The sequence below is a fragment of the Frigidibacter albus genome, from assembly GCF_009908165.1.
Taxonomy (GTDB): domain Bacteria; phylum Pseudomonadota; class Alphaproteobacteria; order Rhodobacterales; family Rhodobacteraceae; genus Frigidibacter; species Frigidibacter albus.
Window position 1 is genome coordinate 22,281 of record NZ_JAAAUC010000014.1, and the last position, 18,511, is coordinate 40,791.

Here is an 18,511-nt window from a genome sequence, read left to right on the forward strand (position 1 = left end):
AAGTGAGGCCCCCATGGAAGACAGCCGCAGCCACCCGTTCCGTGACAGCGTGCAGGACGCGGCCGCCGCCTGCGAGGTGCCCGATACCCCGCAGACCCGCGCGCCCGCCTATCGCCTTGCCTTCACCGACACCGATTTTCTGGTGCGGGATGAGCTGCGCCCGGTGCGGTTGCAGCTGGAACTGCTGAAACCGCAGATGGTGATGGATGAACGCGGCATCCGCTCCACCGTCGTGCTGATGGGCAGCGCCCGGGTACCGGATGCGGAAGGCACGGGCAGCGCGGCCGGGCTGGCCGAATGGTATGGCGTCGCGCGCGACATGGCGCGGCGGATCACCGAACGCAGCCTCGAGTCCTATGGCCGCGAGTGGGTCGTCTGCACCGGCGGCGGCCCGGGGATCATGGAGGCGGGCAACCGCGGCGCCGACGATGTGGGCGGGCAATCCATCGGGCTGAACATCGTGCTGCCGCATGAACAGGCGCCCAACCGCTTCGTGACGCCGGACCTGTGCTTCAACTTCCACTATTTCGCGATCCGCAAGATGCATTTCCTGATGCGGGCCAAGGCGATCTGCGTGTTCCCGGGGGGCTTTGGCACGCTCGACGAGATGTTCGAAAGCCTGACGCTGATCCAGACCGGACGGATGCGGCGGATCCCGTTCCTGCTGTTCGGGCGCAAGTTCTGGGAGAGCGTGGTGAACTGGCAGGCGCTGGCCGAGGCCGGGACGATCTCGCCGGGCGATCTGGAACTGTTCCGGTTCGTGGAGACGGCCGAGGAGGCGATGGCCGCGATCGACGGATGGCCCCCGGCAGGGTGCTGAGGGTTCGGGCGGCCGCCCGGTGTGATGCTTCGGCCTTCACCGAAGCATCACACGCTGAATTGCGGCCATAACCGGCGGAACACCAACGAGAGTTCCGCCCATGTCCCTGCCTGTTTCCACCGCCCGCCCGTTCTTTGGCTGGCATGTCGTCGCCGCCACCTTCGTGCTCGCCACCTTCGGCTGGGGCGTCGGGTTTTACGGCCCGCCGGTGTTTCTCTATGCCGTTGTCGAGCGTACCGGCTGGCCGGTCGCGATGGTCTCGGCGGCGGTCACCGTGCATTTTCTGCTGGGGGCTGGCGTCGTCGCCAATCTGCCGCGGCTCTATCGGCGGTTCGGCGTGCCGACTGTCACCGTGACCGGCGCCGCGGTGCTGGCGGCTGGCATCGCCGGTTGGGGGCTGGCGGACCAGCCCTGGCAGCTGTTCGCGGCGGCGATGGCCAGCGGGGCCGGCTGGGTCGCGATGGGGGCCGCCGCGGTGAACGCGCTGATCGCGCCCTGGTTCAACCTGCGTCGGCCCGCAGCCCTGGGCATGGCGTATAATGGCGCGAGCCTTGGCGGCGTCATCTTCTCGCCGCTGTGGATCGCATTGATCGCGGGGATCGGCTTTGTGCCGGCTGCGCTGGCCATCGGCGGGGTCATGGTGGCAGTCGTCCTGGCCCTGTCGGCGCTGGTGCTCCGACACACGCCCGGCAGCACCGGGCAAACCCCGGATGGCGCCGACGCTGCGCCCCCTCAGCCCGGACCGGCACAGGGCGTCTCGCCCCGCCGCTCCTTCCTCCGCGACGCCAGGTTCCTGAGCCTGGCCGCCGGCATGACGCTGGGGCTTTTTGCCCAGATCGGCCTGCTCGCGCATCTGTTTTCGATGCTGGTGCCGGTGTTGGGGGAGGGGCTGACCGGCCTTGCCATGGGCGGTGCCACGCTGGCTGCGATCCTCGGGCGATCGCTTGTGGGCTGGGTGATGCCGGTCTCGGCCGACCGCCGGCTTGTCGCCTGCGCCAGCTATGGCGTGCAGGTGATCGGCTCGCTGCTGTTCATCCTCGCGGCAGAGGATGCCGGCCCGTGGCTGTTCCTCGGGATCGCACTGTTCGGCCTCGGCATCGGCAATGCCACCTCGCTGCCGCCGCTGATCGCGCAGCAGGAGTTTGCCCCGGCCGAAACCGCCCGCGTGGTGCCGCTGATCGTCGCCATCGGTCAGGCCGGCTATGCCTTTGCACCGGCGGCCTTTGGCCTGTTGCGCGGGGGGGCCGGGGCCACCGGACCCGCTCCGCTGTTCCTCTGTGCCGCCGCGATACAGCTCGCCGCTATCGGATGCATGCTGGCGGGTCGGCGTCGAAGGTTGAGGGGTGAGGGCTGAGCAAGGCCTCGGGCCCGGCAGACAGGCGCTCGAACGCGGCGCCTTCCGCAGCCCGCACCCCGCCTGCTATGATCCCCGCATCATGCCCGCCCTCTGCCGCGATTGCCTGACCACCTTCCAGACCGGCAGCCGCTGCCCGGCCTGCCGCAGCCCGCGTGTGCTTGCCCATCCCGAGCTCTGCGACCTCTCCATCGCCCATATGGATTGCGACGCCTTCTACGCCTCGGTGGAAAAGCGCGACGACCCCAGCCTGCGCGACCGCCCGGTGATCGTCGGTGGCGGCACCCGGGGCGTCGTCTCCACCTGCTGCTACATCGCCCGCATTTCCGGCGTACGATCCGCCATGCCGATGTTCCAGGCGCTCAAGCTCTGCCCCGATGCCGCCGTGGTGAAGCCGCGCATGGCCCGCTATGTCGAGGTCTCGCGTGCCATCCGCGCGATGATGGAGGCGCTGACCCCCCTGATCGAGCCCCTGTCGCTGGACGAGGCCTTCCTCGACCTCACCGGCACCGCCCGCCTGCATGGCGCCCCCCCGGCGCTGCTGCTGGCCCGGCTGGTGGGGCGGATGGAGGAGGAGCTTGGCGTCAGCGGCTCCATCGGCCTGAGCCACAACAAGTTCCTCGCCAAGGTCGCCTCCGACCTCGACAAGCCGCGCGGCTTTTCGGTGATCGGCCAGGCGGATACCGCGGGTTTCCTGCGCGGCAAGCCGGTGCGGCTGATCTGGGGCGTGGGGCTGGCGACGCAGACCGCGCTGGAGGCGGCAGGCATTCGGACCTTCGATGACCTGCTGCGGTGGGACCGCCGCGACCTTTCCGCCCGCTTCGGCGCCACGGGCGAGCGGCTCTGGCACATCGCGCGGGGCGAGGATAACCGCCGCGTCAGCCCGAACGCGCCGGTCAAGTCAATCTCCAAGGAGACCACCTTCAACGAGGATACCGCCGACGCCGAGGTGCTGGCGGGGCACCTGTGGCGGCTGTCGGAACAGGTGTCGGACCGCGCCAAGGCCAAGGACATGGCGGGGCGGGTGGTGACGCTGAAACTGCGCCGGTCGGATTTCACCATTGTCACCCGCCGCCACGCCCTGCGGGAAGCGACGCAGATGGCCGGCACCATCTGCCGCGCTGCGGATGAGCTGTTCGCCAATGCCGGCGAGAGGGGCCCGTTCCGGCTGATCGGCGTCGGCATTTCCGACCTCGTGCCCGCCAGCGCCGCCGACCTGACCGGCGACCTGCTGGACCCCGCCGCGAGCCGCCGGGCGAAGGCAGAGCGCACCACGGACGCGATCCGAGCAAGGTTCGGGGCCGAGGCGATCATCAAGGGGCGGGGGTTGAAGTAGCACAGCCAGAGGGCAGTGCCCGTCCGCCGGGTGGGCGAGCAACGGCAGTTCTAGGCGCTTTATGGTGCAACCAACTTCCACCGAATTTCTACGCGCAACGGTTGAGAAGCGCCCGCCCGAGGGGGCGGACGGGCGCTGCCCGGCGGCGCTGAAGCGCCTTGTTCCGGGCAAGAGGAGCGCCGCGACGCTCTGCCCCCTCACTCCGCCGCCAGCGGCATCTCCTGCACGCCGATCAGCACGATCCGCCCCAGCACCCGGCGCATCAGCGCGGCGAAGGCCCCGTAGCCCTCATGCGGCGCGATCAGCGTCTCGTCCATGTAGAGCGCCCGGTCGATCTCGATCTGCACCGCGTGGCGCCCGCGCGCGGGGCGGCCGTGGGCCTGCACCACATAGGCGCCCGCAAAGGGGATGTTGCGGCTGACCCGCAGCCCTTCGGCCGCAAAGGCGCCCTCGATCTGGTCGACGATATCAGGCGCCGCCGTCGCGCCGAACCGGTCCCCCAGCACGATCTGCGGGCGCGGGCTGCGGGCGCTGCCGCTTTCCACCGCCTCATGCGGCATCGAATGCACGTCGATCAGGATCGCCTCGCCAAAGGCCGCCGCCGACTCGTCCATCAACGCCGCCAGCTTGGCGTGATAGGGCCGCCAGGCGCCTGCAATCCGCGCCTCGGCCTCCGCCAAACTCATCTTCCCGGACCGGATCGCCCGCCCCCCGGCCACCACCCGCGGAATCACCCCCAGGCCCGAGGCCACGCGCGGATTGTGCGGCACCGCCCGCGCGCCCTCGATCAGCGCCGGGTCCAGCTCTTCGGCCGCGCGGTTCAGGTCCACATAGGCCCGCGGCACCGTGGCGGCCAGCAAGGGCGCGCCCAGCCGCGCCGCAGGCTCCAGCAACTGGTCGATGAAGGCATCCTCGGACGACCGGATCATCTGCGCATCCAGCACCGACCGGCGCAGGAACGCATCCGGGTAGTCGCGCCCGCTATGCGGCGAGGCGAAGATGACGGATGTCGTGCGCCGCGCCGGCAGCGTCAGACGATAGGGCAAACGGGCATCATCTGTGTCCATGATGACGAAACTATAACGACATTCCCGCAGCCGCCAAAAGCCCTTGAAAGGCGTATCGACTCCTTTTATAGACCGCGGGACCGAAGCGGCACCGTGCCGTCCAGCAGTGCTGGATTGCGGCGTCGGTGAAGTTCGGGCGCGTAGCTCAGCGGTAGAGCACTACGTTGACATCGTAGTGGTCACAGGTTCGATCCCTGTCGCGCCCACCATCACCCCCGGCAACGGGGAACGTTCACCGCCCCCGGCGACGGGGGCATCGTTGTTTAGAAGGCGCACGCGCGCCGCGAATGGGAGAAGGCCATGAAGGTCCGTAACTCGCTCCGCTCGCTCAAGCAGCGTCATCGCGATTGCCAGGTCGTGCGCCGCAAAGGCCGCATCTACGTGATCAACAAGACGCAGAAGCGCTTCAAGGCCCGTCAGGGCTGATCCTTCTGGGCCCGGTCCGTCAGGACCAAAACCCTTAGGATACTGCGCAAGCGACAGATGCGGCCGTCGGGGCAACCCGGCGGCCTTTCTGTTTGCGTCGGGGGAGAGCTTGCAGGGCAGCGGCGGGGTCGCCCCCGCCACCTACCCCCTCAGTCGTACTTGCGCAGATCCTCGATGACCTTGCCATCGTTGGGCAGGCTGCCCGGCGGCACGATCTCGATCCGGCCCTTCATCTTCAGCGCCGCGACCACCGCGCCCTCATAATGCCCCGCATCGGTGCCGGGGCTTTCCACCCGCACCGTCATCACATCCATCTCGCCCTCGCGGGTGGCGATCACCCGGGCCCGGGCCACCTCGGGATGGCGGCTGACGAATTGCGCCACCTGTTCGGGGCGCACGAACATGCCCTTGATCTTGGTGGTCTGGTCGGCGCGGCCCATCCAGCCGCGGATGCGCAGGTTGGTGCGCCCGCAGGGCGAGGCGCCGGGCATCACCGCCGACAGATCGCCGGTGGCAAAGCGGATCAGCGGGTAATCGGGGTTCAGCGTGGTCACGATCACCTCGCCCACCTCGCCCTCCGCCACCGGGTCGCCGGTGCCGGGGCGCACGATCTCCACGATCACGCCCTCATCGACGATCATCCCCTCCATCGCCGGGCTTTCATAGGCGATGTTGCCCAGATCGGCGGTGGCATAGCTTTGCAGGGTCAAGATCCCCCGGTCCGCGTATTCCGCACGCAAGGACGGGAACAGCGCCCCGCCGCCCACCGCCGCGCGGGTGATCGCCAGCCGCTCGCCCATCTCCTCGGCCTTGTCGAGGATGATCTTCAGGTAATCGGGCGTGCCCGCATAGGCCGTGCTGCCCACATCCACCGCGGCGCGCACCTGCAACTCGGTCTGGCCGGTGCCGGCGGGCAGCACCGCCGCCCCCACCGCCCGGCAACCGGATTCGAAGATCATGCCCGCAGGCGTCAAGTGATAGCCAAAGCAGTTCTGCACAATGTCCCCCGGCCCGATGCCGCAGGCGTGCAGGAAGCGGCCCATGCGCCACCAGTCATGCTCGCCCCCGCCGGGCTCATAGATCGGCCCGGGGCTCTGGAACACATGCGCAAAGCCATGCGCGGGCCTCGTGGTGAACCCCCCAAAGGGCGGCGCCGCCTTCTGCGCCGCGCCCAGTTCCGACTTGCGGATCACCGGCAGCCGGGCCAGCGCCGCCATGTCGGTCACCGCGGCTGCATCCACGCCCGCCAGCAGCGCACCGATTCCCGGCGCGCCCATCGCGCGGGCGATCTGCCCCGGCAGGGCGCGGGCCAGATCGGCGGCGCGCTGGTCGGGGCTGCGGGTCTCGAGGCTGTCGAAATACTGGGTCATGTCTCTGCCGGGGTTGCCCCCCTCCTGTCCCCGCGCCGGGGGGCGGCGGGGAGTGCTGAATTACGGGGTCTTCTGTGCGCTCTCAGGCCAGCCAGCGCTTGCGGCGCCGGTAGCTGCGCACATCGCGGAAGCTGCGGCGGCCCTCGTCCGACAGGCCGAGATAGAATTCCTTCACATCGGGGTTCTCGCGCAGCGCATCGGCGGGGCCGTCCATCACCACCCGGCCCGATTCAAGGATATAGCCGTAATGGGCATAGCGCAGCGCGACGTTGGTGTTCTGTTCGGCCAGCAGGAAGGTCAGGCCCTCCTGTTCGTTCACCGCCTTCACGATCTCGAAGATCTGCTCCACCAGCTGCGGGGCAAGGCCCATCGACGGCTCGTCGAGCAGGATCGTCTCCGGCCGGCTCATCAGCGCGCGACCGATGGCGCACATCTGCTGCTCGCCGCCCGAGGTGTATCCGGCCTGGCTTTTCCGCCGCTCCTTCAGCCGCGGGAAATAGGCATAGACCATCTCCAGATCGCGGTTGATCGCCGCCTTGCCGTCGCGCCTTGTATAGGCCCCGGTCAGCAGGTTTTCCTCGACCGTCAGGTGTTCGAAGCAATGGCGCCCCTCCATCACCTGGATCACGCCCTTCTTCACCATGTCCGAGGGGCCAAGCTCCTGCACCCGCTCGCCGCGGTAATGGATCGTGCCCTTGGTCACCGCCCCGCGTTCGGAATGCAGCAGGTTGGAAATGGCCTTCAGCGTCGTGGTCTTGCCCGCACCGTTGCCGCCCAGCAGCGCGGTGATGCCGCCCTTCGGGACAGACAGGCTGACGCCCTTCAGCACGAGGATCACATGGTTGTAGATCACCTCGATATTGTTCACCTCAAGGAGGGTCTCGCGGGCCAGAGGGCCTTCGGAAGTGGATGCGGCGTCAAGCATGGGCTGGCCCCTTGGCTGAGGTGGGGGAAGCCCCGGCCCGAAGGCCGGGGCAGCGTCGTCAGTTGCAGCGCTCGGTCAGGCCGGTTTCGGCGGCGTAGGCGGCCGAGTCCTCCAGCACCAGCGCGTTCAGCACCTCGTCATCGGGCGCGATGAAGTCGGTGATCAGGTTCCACTTGCCGGCCGCCGCGTCCCATTGCTGGATCATCGCCGCCCCCGGGCCGCCATGGTCTTCACAGCTGGCCGCAAACGGCTGGCCAAAGTTCGGCAGGCCCAGTTCGGCCATCCGCTCTTCGGTGATCTCCAGCGCCTCGAACCCGTCGCGCACCTGCGCCGCGTTCACCGCCGGGGTTCCGGCCAGCTCCTGCGCCTTGCGGATCGCTTCCGAGATGACCATCGCCGCATACATGCCGCGCGAATACAGCACGCTGCCGACCTGATCGCCCGCGCCGGCCGCCTTGCCCGCGTCCTGCACATATTGCTTGAGGTCCGCATAGACCGGGTAATCCATCCCGGTACCGTGCATCGCCAGGCTCTTGTAGCCATTGGCCGCGGCGCCCGCCGGGGTCACGTCATTCTCGGACCCGGACCACCACACGCCGATCATGTTCTCCATCGGGAAGCGGATGTTCGCGGCCTCTTGCACCGCCACTTGGTTCATCACGCCCCAGCCCCAGAACAGCACGTAATCGGGCTTCTCGCGGCGGATCTGCAGCCATTGCGACTTCTGCTCCTGGCCGGGCGAGTCGACCGGGATCTCGGTCAGCGCGAAGCCATGCTTCTTGCTCAGCTCGGTCAGGGTGCGGATCGGCTCTTTGCCGTAAGCCGAGTTGTGATAGACCAGCGCGATGGTCTTGCCCTCAAGGCTGCCGCCGTTCTGGTCCAGCAGATGCTTCACCGCGACCGACGCGCCATCCCAGTAGTTCGCGGGATAGTTGAACACCCATTCGAACACCTTGCCATTCGCCGCCGAGGTGCGGCCATAGCCGGGAGTGTAGAGCGAAATCCCGTCCGCCGAGACCTTCGGGATCAGCTGATAGGTGATCCCCGTCGACAGCGGGTTGTAGACCAGCGCGCCGCTGCCCTTGGTGGCCTCGTAGCACTCCACCCCCTTCTCGGTGTTATAGGCGGTCTCGCATTCCGGCACGGTGACCAGCTCGCCGCCGATGCCGCCATCGCGTTCATTCAGCAGCGTGAAATAGTCGGTGAAGCCGTCGGCATAGGGGATGCCGCCCGCGGCGAAGGGCCCGGTCCGGTAGCTGAGGTTCGGCACGACCAGATCGGCCGAGGCCGGCACGGTGCCCGCGATCATCGCGGCAGCGGCCAGTGTGGCGAGTGTCTTCTTCATTCAGGGTCTCCTCCCAGAGTCGAATGCAGGGTTACGGGTCAGGGCCGGGCGCTCACGAACCGCCCGGGTCGGTATCTCAGTGCGGGAAGGGCCACAGCCGCAGCTTCTCCTTCGCCACGCGCCACAGCTGCGCGAGCCCGTGCGGCTCGAGGATCAGGAACACCACGATCAGCCCGCCGACGATCATCAGCTCGATATGCGCCGCCAGATCGGTGGGCCATCCCATCCCCTCGACCAGCACGTTCTTCAGGAACACCGGCAGCAGCACCAGGAACGCCGCCCCGGCAAAGCTGCCAAAGATGCTGCCCAGCCCGCCGATGATCACCATGAACAGCACCAGGAAGCTCTTGTTGATCCCGAAGACCTCGCCGACCTCTGCCGCGCCCAGATAGACCGCGAAGAACAGCGCGCCCGCCACCCCGATGAAGAAGGACGACACCGCAAAGGCCGACAGCTTGGCGGTCAGCGGGTTCACCCCGATGATCTCGGCCGCGATGTCCATGTCGCGGATCGCCATCCACTTGCGCCCCACGGCGCCGCGCGTCAGGTTCCGCGCCACCCAGGCCAGAGCGAACAGGATCACCAGGCAGAACAGGTATTTCGCGGCGGCCGAGGTGTTCGGCCCGGTCACGAAATGCCCCAGAAAGGTGCGCTCGGGCGAGTTGATCTGGCCCGAGGCGGAGTAGTTGTAGAACCACGGCACCTTGTTGAACAGCCAGACCAGGAAGAACTGCGCCGCCAGCGTCGCCACCGCCAGGTAGAACCCCTTGATCCGCAGGCTGGGCAGGCCGAACAGCACCCCCACGCAGGCGGTGATCCCGCCGGCCAGCAGCACATGGATCAGGATCGAAACCTCGGGGAAACTGGTCATCAGCTTGTAGCAGGAATAGGCCCCCACCGCCATGAACCCGCCGGTGCCCAGGCTGACCTGCCCGCAATACCCGGTCAGGATATTCAGCCCGATCGCCGCGATGGCATAGATCAGGAAGGGCACGAACACCGCGTTCGCCCAATAGTCGTTGATGAAGAACGGGATCACCCCGAAGGCAATCGCCAGCACCGCGTAATAGCGCACGCGGTCGAACTGGATCGGGAAGGTCTGCGCGTCTTCCGGATAGGTGGTCTTGAAGTCGCCTGCTTCGCGGTAGAACATCAGCGCATCCCCCCATTGCGGGGCGCGTCGGTGGCCCCCGTCAGCAGCCCCGGCGGATACGCACCCAGGCCCAAAGCCCCAGCCCGGCGCCCAGCGCCGACAGCGCCATGTGCAGCACCAGCAGCGCCTGCGGTTCGGCCTGCGGCGCCGCCAGCGCCATCCAGCCAAAGGCCAGCGCGGCGGCCCAGCCGACAGTGAACATGATCGAACAGATCTTCATGGTCCGGAACTCTCCCCACTCCCCGGCCGGCCGTCATCGGCACGGCCCCTGCCCGGAATGCAGCGCGGGTGTTCCCCGTGGTTGCGACACTCGGACGCATCGGATCAAATCCCATATCTTACACCCGCTCAATGATTTTTTCGCCGAACAGGCCCTGCGGCCGGAACACCAGGAACAGCAGCGCCAGCACATAGGCGAACCAGTTCTCGGTCGCCCCGCCGATCATCGGCCCGATGGTGAACTCGAACAGCTTCTCGCCCACGCCGATGATCAGCCCGCCGACGATGGCGCCCGGGATCGAGGTGAACCCGCCCAGCATCAGCACCGGCAGCGCCTTCAGCGCGATCAGGCTCAGGCTGAACTGCACACCCGACTTGGTGCCCCACATGATCCCGGCGACCAGCGCCACGAACCCGGCGATTGACCAGACCAGCACCCAGATGAAGCGCAGGCTGATCCCCACCGACAGCGCGGCCTGATGGTCGTCGGCCACCGCCCGCAGCGCCCGGCCCTGCTTGGAATACTGGCTGAAGATGGTCAGCGTGGCGACAAGGATCACCGCCACGATGGTCGCCACGATGTCGAGGTTGTCGATGAAGAAGCCATAGCCCAGCAGCGCCGCCGTCGCGCTTTCCACGGTTTCGGAAATGCCCTGCGGCAAGCCCACGTCCAGCGTCTTGATGTCGGCGCCCCACATCACGTCGCCCAGCCCTTCCAGGAAATAGGCAAGGCCGATGGTCGCCATGAACAGGATGATCGGCGGCTGGTTCACCAGATGCTTCAGCACCAGCCGCTCGATCAGCCAGGCGAGAAGCACCATGACCCCCGCCGTCAGCGCGATGGCGACGATGCCGGGCAGCGTCCAGCCGAAGGTATGCAGGTTGGTGCCGAAGGTGGCGTTGATCAGATGCGCGAACGGGATCTGCCCGTTCTGGAACCCGACCAGCGTCAGCGCAGCAAAGAGGGCGAGCACGCCCTGCGCATAGTTGAAGATGCCGCTGGCCTTGAAGATCAGCACGAAGCCAAGGGCGACCAGCGCATACATCACCCCGGCCATCAGGCCGTTCAGGGTGACTTCCAGCGCGAACAGGATCTGGTCAGGCAGCATGGCGCACCTCGATGTCCGACTGTTTTTGTTTACATACGGGTGCCATATTTTGTTTACATACGGGTGCCATATGGTTTCCGTATGGGTTCTGTATTGGCGCCTCAGTCATGGGCCACCCCCAGATAGGCGGCGATCACCTCGGGATTGGCGCGCACCTCATCGGGCGTGCCGTCGCCGATCTTCTTGCCGTAATCCATCACCACCACCCGGTCGGACAGGTCCATGACCACGCCCATGTCATGCTCGATCAGGCAGATCGTGGTGCCGAATTCGTCGTTCACATCCAGGATGAAGCGGCACATGTCCTCTTTTTCCTCGACGTTCATCCCCGCCATCGGCTCGTCCAGCAGCAGGATCTTCGGCTCTGCCGCCAGCGCCCGCGCCAGTTCCACGCGCTTCTTCAAACCGTAGGGTAGCCGCCCCACAGGGGTCTTGCGGATCGCCTGTATCTCAAGGAAATCAATGATCTTTTCCACCTTCTCACGGTGGGCGCTCTCTTCGCGCTGCGCCGAACCCCACCACATCGCCTGCGCCAGAATGCCGGTCTTCATCAGCGTCAGCCGCCCGGTCATGATGTTGTCCAGCACCGTCATCCCGTCGAACAGCGCGATGTTCTGGAAGGTGCGGGCAATGCCCAGCTGCGCCACCTGATAGGGTTTCATCGGCCCGCGGCGAAAGCCCTTGAACCAGACCTCGCCCTCGGTCGGCACATAGAACCCCGAGATAACGTTGAGCATCGAGGACTTGCCCGCCCCGTTCGGCCCGATGATCGCCCGGATCTCGCCGTCGCGGATATCGAAGCTGATATCCTTGATCGCCGTCACCCCGCCAAACCGCAGCGTGATGTTCTTCATCTCCATCAGCACGCCGCCGATCTTCCGGCCATCGGCTGTGGTGTAACCCTCGGTTTTCATGGCAGTTTCCGCGTTCATTCCGCCGCCATCCTTGTCTGGGTGCCCTGCACGGCGGCATCGCGGATCGTCAGCGTCGCCTTGATCGCGCCCTTGCGGCCATCCTCGTAGGTCACCTCGGTTTCGGTGTAGATGCTGTCCCGCCCGTCATAGAGCGCGTCGATCAGCTCGGCGAACTTGCTCTCGATGATGTTCCGCCGCACCTTCCGCGTCCGCGTCAGCTCGCCATCATCGGCGTCGAGTTCCTTGTGCAGGATCAGGAACCTGTGGACCTGGCACCCCGCCAGCATCGGATCGGCGGCGACGGACCGGTTCACCTCCTCCACATGCCCTTGGATCATGTCATAGACGCGCGGGTGCCCGGCCAGCTCCTGATAGCTGGCATAGGCGATGTTGTTGCGCTCCGCCCAGTTGCCCACCGCCTGCAGGTCGATGTTGACGAAGGCGGTGCACATGGTGCGGGCGTTGCCGAAGACCACCGCCTCCAGGATGTTGGGATAGAATTTCAGCTTGTTTTCAACGTACTTGGGCGCGAACAGGTGGCCATCGGCCATCTTGCCCACATCCTTGGCGCGGTCGATGATCCGCAGATGCCCGGTGCCGTCCTCGAAGAACCCGGCATCCCCGGTCGCCACCCAGCCCTCGGCATCCTTGGTGCTGGCGGTGCTTTCGGGGTTCTTGAAATACTCGACGAATGTGCCGGGCGAGCGGTAGAACACCTCGCCATTCTCGGCGATCTTCACCTCGACCCCCGGGCTCGGCACGCCCACGGTATCGGACCGCACCTGCCCATCGGGCTGCTGGGTGATGAACACCGAAGCCTCGGTCTGCCCGTAAAGCTGCTTCAGGTTGATGCCGAGGCTGCGGTAGAAATCGAAGATCTCGGGCCCGATCGCCTCACCCGCCGTATAGCCCACACGGATCCGGCTGAACCCCAGCGTGTTCTTCAGCGGGCCATAAACCAGAATGTTCCCAAGCCCATAGCGCAGCCGGTCCATCATGCTGACGGGCTTGCCATCCAGGATCGCCGGCCCCACCTGCCGCGCCAGCGCCATGAAGTGATCGAACATCTTCTTCTTCAGCCGCCCGGCATCTTCCATGCGGATCATTACATTGGTCAGCTGGCCTTCGAACACCCGCGGCGGCGCAAAGAAATAGGTCGGCCCGATCTCGCGCAGGTCGGTCATCATCGTCGCCGGGCTTTCCGGGCAGTTGACGGTGAAGCCGGTCCAGTAGGCCTGCCCGACCGAGAAGATGAAGTCGCCGACCCAGGCCATCGGCAGATAGGCCAGCACCTCATCCCCGTGGCGCAGATGGTCGAAGCCCGAGGTGTTCTTGGCCGTCTCGATGATATTGCGGTTCGACAGCACCACGCCCTTGGGCTTGCCGGTGGTGCCCGAGGTGTACAGCATCACGCAGGTGCTGTCGTAATCCAGCTCGGCGATGCGCTTGGTCAGCTCGCCCTCATAGCGGAAATGCCCGGCCCGCGCCTCGGCCTGCACATCGGCCAGCGCGTTCATGCGGGAATGGTCATACTTCCGCATCCCGCGGCGGTCATTATACATCACATGCTGGATATGCTGCACACGGTCCTCGATCTCGAGCACCTTGTCCACCTGCTCCTGATCGCCGCAGACGATGAAGCGCGCGCCGCAATGGTCCAGCACATAGGCCATCTCATCGGCCACCGCGTCCTGATACAGCGGCACCGGAACGGCCCCGCACATCTGCGCCGCGACCATGGCCCAGTAATGCGCCGGCCGGTTGCGGCCGATGATGGCGATATGGTCGCCGCGTTCGACCCCCAGCGACAGGAAGCCAAGCGCCAGCGCGCGGATCTGGTCATCCGTCTGCGCCCAGGTCCAGCTTTGCCAGATCCCGAATTCCTTTTCCCGGTAGGCCGGCAGCGCGCCGATCCGCGCCACGTTGCGCGCCAGCAACGCGGGAATGGAGTGCAGGGCGTCCGAAGGCGCCGTCATTTCCACCATGTATCCTCCCTCGCATGTGCCCGTCTGCGGGGCCGCACGCTCTTTCCCCTTGGCCCCGACAGGGCCACACGGCGGGCAACTCCTCAATTCCCCGCTGCGCCTTCCATGAAGCTCGCCCTCAATGATTACCCGACTTTGTCGCAATCCTTACGAATTCTTGCAGCCCGCCCTCCGGACGCGCTTCGCTCTAGGCGCGCCCCTCCGCGGGTGCTAGCCATCGCACAGGCTTCGGGGAGGAAGCCGGGCCATGATGCAAGGTGACGAGCTTCAGAAACTGACAGGCGCGGGCCTGAACCTGATCCAGCAGGCGCTGTCGATCTTCGACCGCGACCTGCGGCTGGCCGTCTGCAACCGGCAATACCAGGTGATGTTCGACCTGCCCGATGCGCTGACCCTGCCCGGCACCTCGTTTGCCGAAACCATCCGCTATCTGGTGCAGCGCGGCGAATATGGTCCCGCCGCCGATATCGAGGCCGAGGTGCAGGCCCGCGTCGATCAGGCCCGCGCCTTCCGCCCGCATTACATGGAACGCACCCGCGCCAATGGCCGCACCATCTCGGTCGAAGGCTCACCGCTGTCGCAGGGCGGCTGGGTCACGGTCTATACCGACATCACCAGCATCAAGCAGCAAGAGGCATTGCTGCGCGCCCGGTCCGAGGATCTGTCGGCGCAGCTTCTGGCCCATGCCGAACAGCTGGCGCAGGCGAACCGCCAGCTTGCCGCCACCAATGCCGCGCTGGAAGAGGCCAAGCGCGAGCTGACGGAGATCGAGGCGCGCACCCGTCTGGTCACCGAGATGACGCCGGCGCATATCGCCCATATCGACCGTGACCGCCGCTATACCTTCTCCAACCGGCGGCTGTCCTCGGTGATGCCCGGCAGCTTGTCGGGCATCGTCGGTCGCCACATGACCGATGTGCTGGGGCCGGACCCGGCAGAGCGGATCATGCCCGGCATCGACCGGGCGCTGGCGGGCGAGGCGCATGTCTATGAGATTACCCACACCCCTTCAGGCCGCCGCATCCGCATCGCGCTGACGCCCGATACCGACAGCGATGGCACGGTGAACGGCGTCTATATCCTGTCCACCGATGTTACCGCCGAGGCGCAGGCCCGTGCGGCCCTGTCGCAATCGGCCAAGCGGGAACTGGCGGCACAGCTGACCTCGGGCCTCGCGCATGATTTCGCCAACCTGCTGACCATCATCCTCGGCTTGCAAGGCCGGCTTGCGCGGATGCCGGCCTTGCCCGCCGGGGCTGGTGAACTGGTCGGCGCCACGCTGGCGGCGGCCCGCCGCGGCGGCACGCTGCTGGACCGCATCGCCTCGATCTCGGGCCCGCGCGAGCTGCGTCCCCAGCCCACACGCCTTGGCCCGTTCCTGCGCGACCTCGCCACGATGGCGGGCCCGGCGCTGCCCGAAGGCGTCAGCCTGTCCGTTTCGGAGGGCGGGCTGTTTGGCTCTTTCCTGCTCGATGCCGGGTCGCTGCAAGATGCGCTGCTGAACCTGATCCTCAACGCCAAGGACGCCATCGGCCCCGGCCCCGGCCGCATCGAGCTGGCCGCCCGCGCGGTGCGCGACACCTGGCTCGACCTGGTGGTCGAGGACTCAGGCCCCGGCTTTTCCGCCGCGGCGCTGGAACATGGGCTCGACCCGTTCTTCACCACCAAGGGCGGCGAGGGCTCGGGCCTTGGCCTGTCGATGGTCTATGACCATGCCAAGCTGTCCGGCGGCTCGGTCCGGCTGGAGAACCGCGACAGCGGCGGCGCCCGCGTGGTGCTGCGCCTGCCGCTGCGCCGCGCCGCCAAGGCCCCCGACCCGCTGCTGGTGCTGCTGGTCGAGGACCGCGACGAGATCCGCACCGACGTGCGCGAGATGCTGCGCGGCCTTGGCCATAACGTCATCGAGGCCGCCAGCGCCGCCGAGGCGCTGGAGCTTGCGGCGCTGCCGGGGTTGGGGCTGGTGCTGTCAGACATCGGCCTGCCCGGCGGCATGACCGGGGTGGACCTAGCGACCACCCTGCAGGAACAGGCCCACCCCGCCCGCCTGCTGCTGATGACCTCGCTGCCCGCAGGCGATGCCCTGCGCCGCGCCGCGCCCTGCCCGGTGCTTGGCAAACCCTTCACGCCCGCAGATCTGGCCGCGTTCCTGACCGTGGAGGCCGCATGACCCTGCCCCCGACCCGTCCCCCGCATGTCACCATCCTGGATGACGAGCCCGAAATCCGCCGGATGCTGTCGGATGCCTTGGTCGAGGCCGGCTTCCGCACAACCTGCTTCGCCCGCGCCACCGAGTTCGAGGCCGCGCTGAAGCGCACCGCCCCCGATGTCTGTCTTGTCGATCTGGGCCTGCCCGACCGTGACGGGCTGGCGCTGGTGCATCGCCTTGCGCTGGAATCGGGCGCGGCGATCATCATCATCTCGGGCCGCGCGCAGGTGCAGGACCGGGTCACGGGGCTGGAGCTGGGGGCGGATGACTACATCATCAAGCCCTTCGATCCCGCCGAGGTGGTCGCCCGCATCCGCGCCCGCCTGCGCAAGGGCCGCCCCGAGACCGACCGCAGCCCCCGCACCGCCCGCTTCGCCGGCTGGACGGCCGAGTTCGACCGCTATGTGCTGGTTGCCGAGGATGGCACCGAAGTGCCCTTCAGCCATGCCGAAGGCGAGGTGCTGCGCCTGTTCCTCGACGCCCCCAAACGCCTGATCTCGCGCGCGCAGATGCAAGAAAGCCTTGGCGGCGCCGCGGGCGACAGCTTCGACCGGGCGATGGATGTGCGCATCTCGCGCCTGCGCACCAAGCTGGGCGAGGATCCCAAGAACCCCCGCCTGATCAAGACCATCTATGGGGCGGGCTACATCTTCCTCGGCGACGTCACCTGGGGCTGAGGTCGCTGGGGGCCCTGCCCCCCGCCCGCCTGCGGCGCGCGTCCCCCGGGATATTTGGACAAGGCAAAGGCGGAAGACACGCTTGTCCTTTGCCTTTTCCAAATATCCTCGGGGGTGAATTGGCGCGAAGCGCCAAGAGGGGGCAGACGGCCCCCTCCCCTTCGCTTGCACCCGGGCGCGACCTGTGATTCCAAGACCCTCCACCCCGAAGGGACCGCGCCGATGATCGACATCCTTCTGCACCGCCGCCGCAACGACCTGCGCGCCCGCTTCGTCCGGGTCGAGATCAGCGACAACCTCTTCGGCGAATACACCCTGCTGCGCGAAACCGGCGCGGCCGGGCGCGAGGGCTGCACCCGTATCGCCTGGTATGCCAACCTGCGCGAGGCCTGCCTTGCCGCCGAAACCCTGCGCGCCCGGGCGCAGCGGCAGGGCTACCGGCTGACCCGCGCCAGCCCGGTGCTGCGCCAGCGCTGAGCCTTGCCCCGACTTGGCGGCTGTCCTACTCCTGCGCCAGCAAATTCGCGGGGCCAAGTTCGGGGGATAAGATGACACATCTGTGGGTGCGGGCCGAGCAACGCCCGAATGAGGAACGCGTCGGTCTGACGCCGGACGGCGCCGCCGCGCTGCTGGCCGCCGGGCTGCGGGTGACGGTCGAGGACAGCTCTGTCCGCGCCATTCCCTTGCAGGGCTATGTGGATGCCGGTTGCGAGATCGCGGCCGAGAATTCCTGGCACGAGGCGCCTGCGGACGCGATCATCTTCGGGCTGAAGGAACTGCCCGAGGACGGCACGCCCCTGACCCATCGCCACATCCTGTTCGGCCATGCCTACAAGGGCCAACCCGCCGGGCAGGTGCTGCTGCGCCGCTTCCGCGCCGGGGGCGGCACGCTCTATGACCTCGAATACCTGGTGGCCGAGGACGGCCGCCGCGTCGCCGCCTTCGGATATTGGGCGGGCTATGCTGGCGCCGCCGTGGCGCTGAAATGCTGGGCCGCGCAGCAGCAGGGCGCACTTTGCGGCCCGGTCTCCCGCTATGCGGACAAGACCGCGCTGCTGGAGGGTCTGGCGGCCGAGCTTGCCGGCGCCACCCCCCGCGCCCTGATCATCGGCGCGCTTGGCCGCGTCGGCACCGGCGCCGCCGACCTCTGCACCGCGCTCGGCCTGCCCGTCACCCGCTGGGACATGGCAGAAACCGCGCATGGCGGGCCTTTCCCAGAGGTGCTGGCGCATGAGATCTTCCTGAACTGCATCCTCGCCCGCCCCGGCTGCCCGGTCTTCGTGCCGGCCTCGGCCCTGACCGCCTCCCGCGCACTTGCCGTGATCGGCGACATCGCCTGCGATCCGACCTCGGATTTCTCGCCCATCAAGGTCTATGACCGCACGACCGATTGGGCCGATCCCGCCCTGCGCGTGGCGACGGATCCGGTGCTGGACGTGACCGCCATCGACAACCTGCCCTCGCTGCTGCCGGTGGAATCGAGCTTCGACTACGCCGCGCAGCTGCTGCCCTCGCTGCTGGCCCTGCCCACGCTGGACGCAGGCGTCTGGGGCCGTGCCAAGGCCGAATTCGACCGCCATTCCGCGGCGCTGTGAAAGGATATCC

At 67.4% G+C, this 18,511-nt stretch carries 17 protein-coding genes and 1 tRNA gene; 9 read left to right on the forward strand and 9 right to left on the reverse strand.

The annotated features are described in order from the left end of the window. The first annotated feature begins 13 nt into the window (after positions 1 to 13). The 3 genes from GVY41_RS17865 (at position 14) to GVY41_RS17875 (ending at position 3,510) form a co-directional block, all read left to right on the forward strand. On the forward strand, positions 14 to 820 hold the full coding sequence (locus tag GVY41_RS17865) for an LOG family protein (protein WP_161348371.1): 807 nt from the start codon (positions 14 to 16) through the stop codon (positions 818 to 820). Between the two features lie 100 nt (positions 821 to 920). Next, entirely contained in the window at positions 921 to 2,174 is a 1,254-nt protein-coding gene (locus GVY41_RS17870; RefSeq protein ID WP_161348372.1) for an MFS transporter, read from the forward strand. 82 nt (positions 2,175 to 2,256) lie between these two features. After that, a complete protein-coding gene (locus tag GVY41_RS17875) occupies positions 2,257 to 3,510 on the forward strand; it encodes a DNA polymerase IV (RefSeq protein WP_161348373.1) in 1,254 nt (417 codons plus the stop codon). Between the two features lie 197 nt (positions 3,511 to 3,707). Here GVY41_RS17875 and GVY41_RS17880 read toward each other — a convergent pair whose 3' ends face one another. After that, entirely contained in the window at positions 3,708 to 4,577 is an 870-nt protein-coding gene (locus tag GVY41_RS17880; protein ID WP_161348374.1) for an N-formylglutamate amidohydrolase, read from the reverse strand. A 134-nt stretch (positions 4,578 to 4,711) separates the two neighbouring features. On the opposite strand from GVY41_RS17880, the gene GVY41_RS17885 reads away from it, so the two are divergent. Continuing rightward, a tRNA-Val gene (locus tag GVY41_RS17885) sits at positions 4,712 to 4,786 on the forward strand. A gap of 91 nt (positions 4,787 to 4,877) precedes the next feature. Then, the gene (gene ykgO, locus GVY41_RS17890) at positions 4,878 to 5,003 is read left to right on the forward strand and encodes a type B 50S ribosomal protein L36 (protein WP_161348375.1); all 126 of its coding nucleotides are present in this window, start codon (positions 4,878 to 4,880) and stop codon (positions 5,001 to 5,003) included. Positions 5,004 to 5,152: 149 nt separating this feature from the next. Here the strand turns inward: ykgO and GVY41_RS17895 are convergent, their stop codons facing one another. From GVY41_RS17895 to GVY41_RS17930, 8 genes are all read right to left on the reverse strand, one after another. Beyond that, entirely contained in the window at positions 5,153 to 6,373 is a 1,221-nt protein-coding gene (locus GVY41_RS17895; RefSeq protein WP_161348376.1) for a phenylacetate--CoA ligase family protein, read from the reverse strand. An 82-nt stretch (positions 6,374 to 6,455) separates the two neighbouring features. Then, a complete protein-coding gene (locus GVY41_RS17900; RefSeq protein ID WP_161348377.1) occupies positions 6,456 to 7,298 on the reverse strand; it encodes an ABC transporter ATP-binding protein in 843 nt (280 codons plus the stop codon). Positions 7,299 to 7,356: 58 nt separating this feature from the next. Further along, a complete protein-coding gene (locus GVY41_RS17905; protein WP_161348378.1) occupies positions 7,357 to 8,643 on the reverse strand; it encodes an ABC transporter substrate-binding protein in 1,287 nt (428 codons plus the stop codon). Positions 8,644 to 8,719: 76 nt separating this feature from the next. Continuing rightward, entirely contained in the window at positions 8,720 to 9,796 is a 1,077-nt protein-coding gene (locus GVY41_RS17910; protein ID WP_161348379.1) for a branched-chain amino acid ABC transporter permease, read from the reverse strand. A gap of 40 nt (positions 9,797 to 9,836) precedes the next feature. Then, entirely contained in the window at positions 9,837 to 10,016 is a 180-nt protein-coding gene (locus GVY41_RS17915) for a hypothetical protein (RefSeq protein ID WP_161348380.1), read from the reverse strand. Between the two features lie 118 nt (positions 10,017 to 10,134). Further along, positions 10,135 to 11,124, reverse strand: a complete 990-nt coding sequence (locus GVY41_RS17920) for a branched-chain amino acid ABC transporter permease (RefSeq protein WP_161656926.1) — start codon at positions 11,122 to 11,124, stop codon at positions 10,135 to 10,137. Between the two features lie 101 nt (positions 11,125 to 11,225). After that, positions 11,226 to 12,038: an ABC transporter ATP-binding protein gene (locus GVY41_RS17925; protein WP_161348381.1), complete on the reverse strand. Its 813-nt coding sequence runs from the start codon at positions 12,036 to 12,038 to the stop codon at positions 11,226 to 11,228. A 14-nt stretch (positions 12,039 to 12,052) separates the two neighbouring features. Further along, complete coding sequence (locus GVY41_RS17930) at positions 12,053 to 14,023, reverse strand: long-chain fatty acid--CoA ligase (protein WP_188816072.1); 1,971 nt, start codon at positions 14,021 to 14,023, stop codon at positions 12,053 to 12,055. Between the two features lie 247 nt (positions 14,024 to 14,270). Between GVY41_RS17930 and GVY41_RS17935 the strand changes: the two genes are divergently transcribed. The 4 genes from GVY41_RS17935 to GVY41_RS17950 all read left to right on the forward strand — a co-directional run bounded on the left by GVY41_RS17935 (position 14,271) and on the right by GVY41_RS17950 (position 18,501). Beyond that, entirely contained in the window at positions 14,271 to 16,190 is a 1,920-nt protein-coding gene (locus GVY41_RS17935; protein WP_161348382.1) for a hybrid sensor histidine kinase/response regulator, read from the forward strand. Beyond that, positions 16,187 to 16,906, forward strand: a complete 720-nt coding sequence (locus tag GVY41_RS17940) for a response regulator transcription factor (RefSeq protein WP_161348383.1) — start codon at positions 16,187 to 16,189, stop codon at positions 16,904 to 16,906. The genes GVY41_RS17935 and GVY41_RS17940 overlap by 4 nt, the downstream gene beginning before the upstream one ends. 222 nt (positions 16,907 to 17,128) lie before the next feature. Then, positions 17,129 to 17,383: a WGR domain-containing protein gene (locus GVY41_RS17945; protein WP_161348384.1), complete on the forward strand. Its 255-nt coding sequence runs from the start codon at positions 17,129 to 17,131 to the stop codon at positions 17,381 to 17,383. Between the two features lie 71 nt (positions 17,384 to 17,454). Then, positions 17,455 to 18,501 carry a saccharopine dehydrogenase gene (locus GVY41_RS17950; RefSeq protein WP_161348385.1) on the forward strand — a complete coding sequence of 349 codons (1,047 nt, stop codon included), beginning with the start codon at positions 17,455 to 17,457 and terminating at the stop codon, positions 18,499 to 18,501. Positions 18,502 to 18,511: the final 10 nt, after the last annotated feature.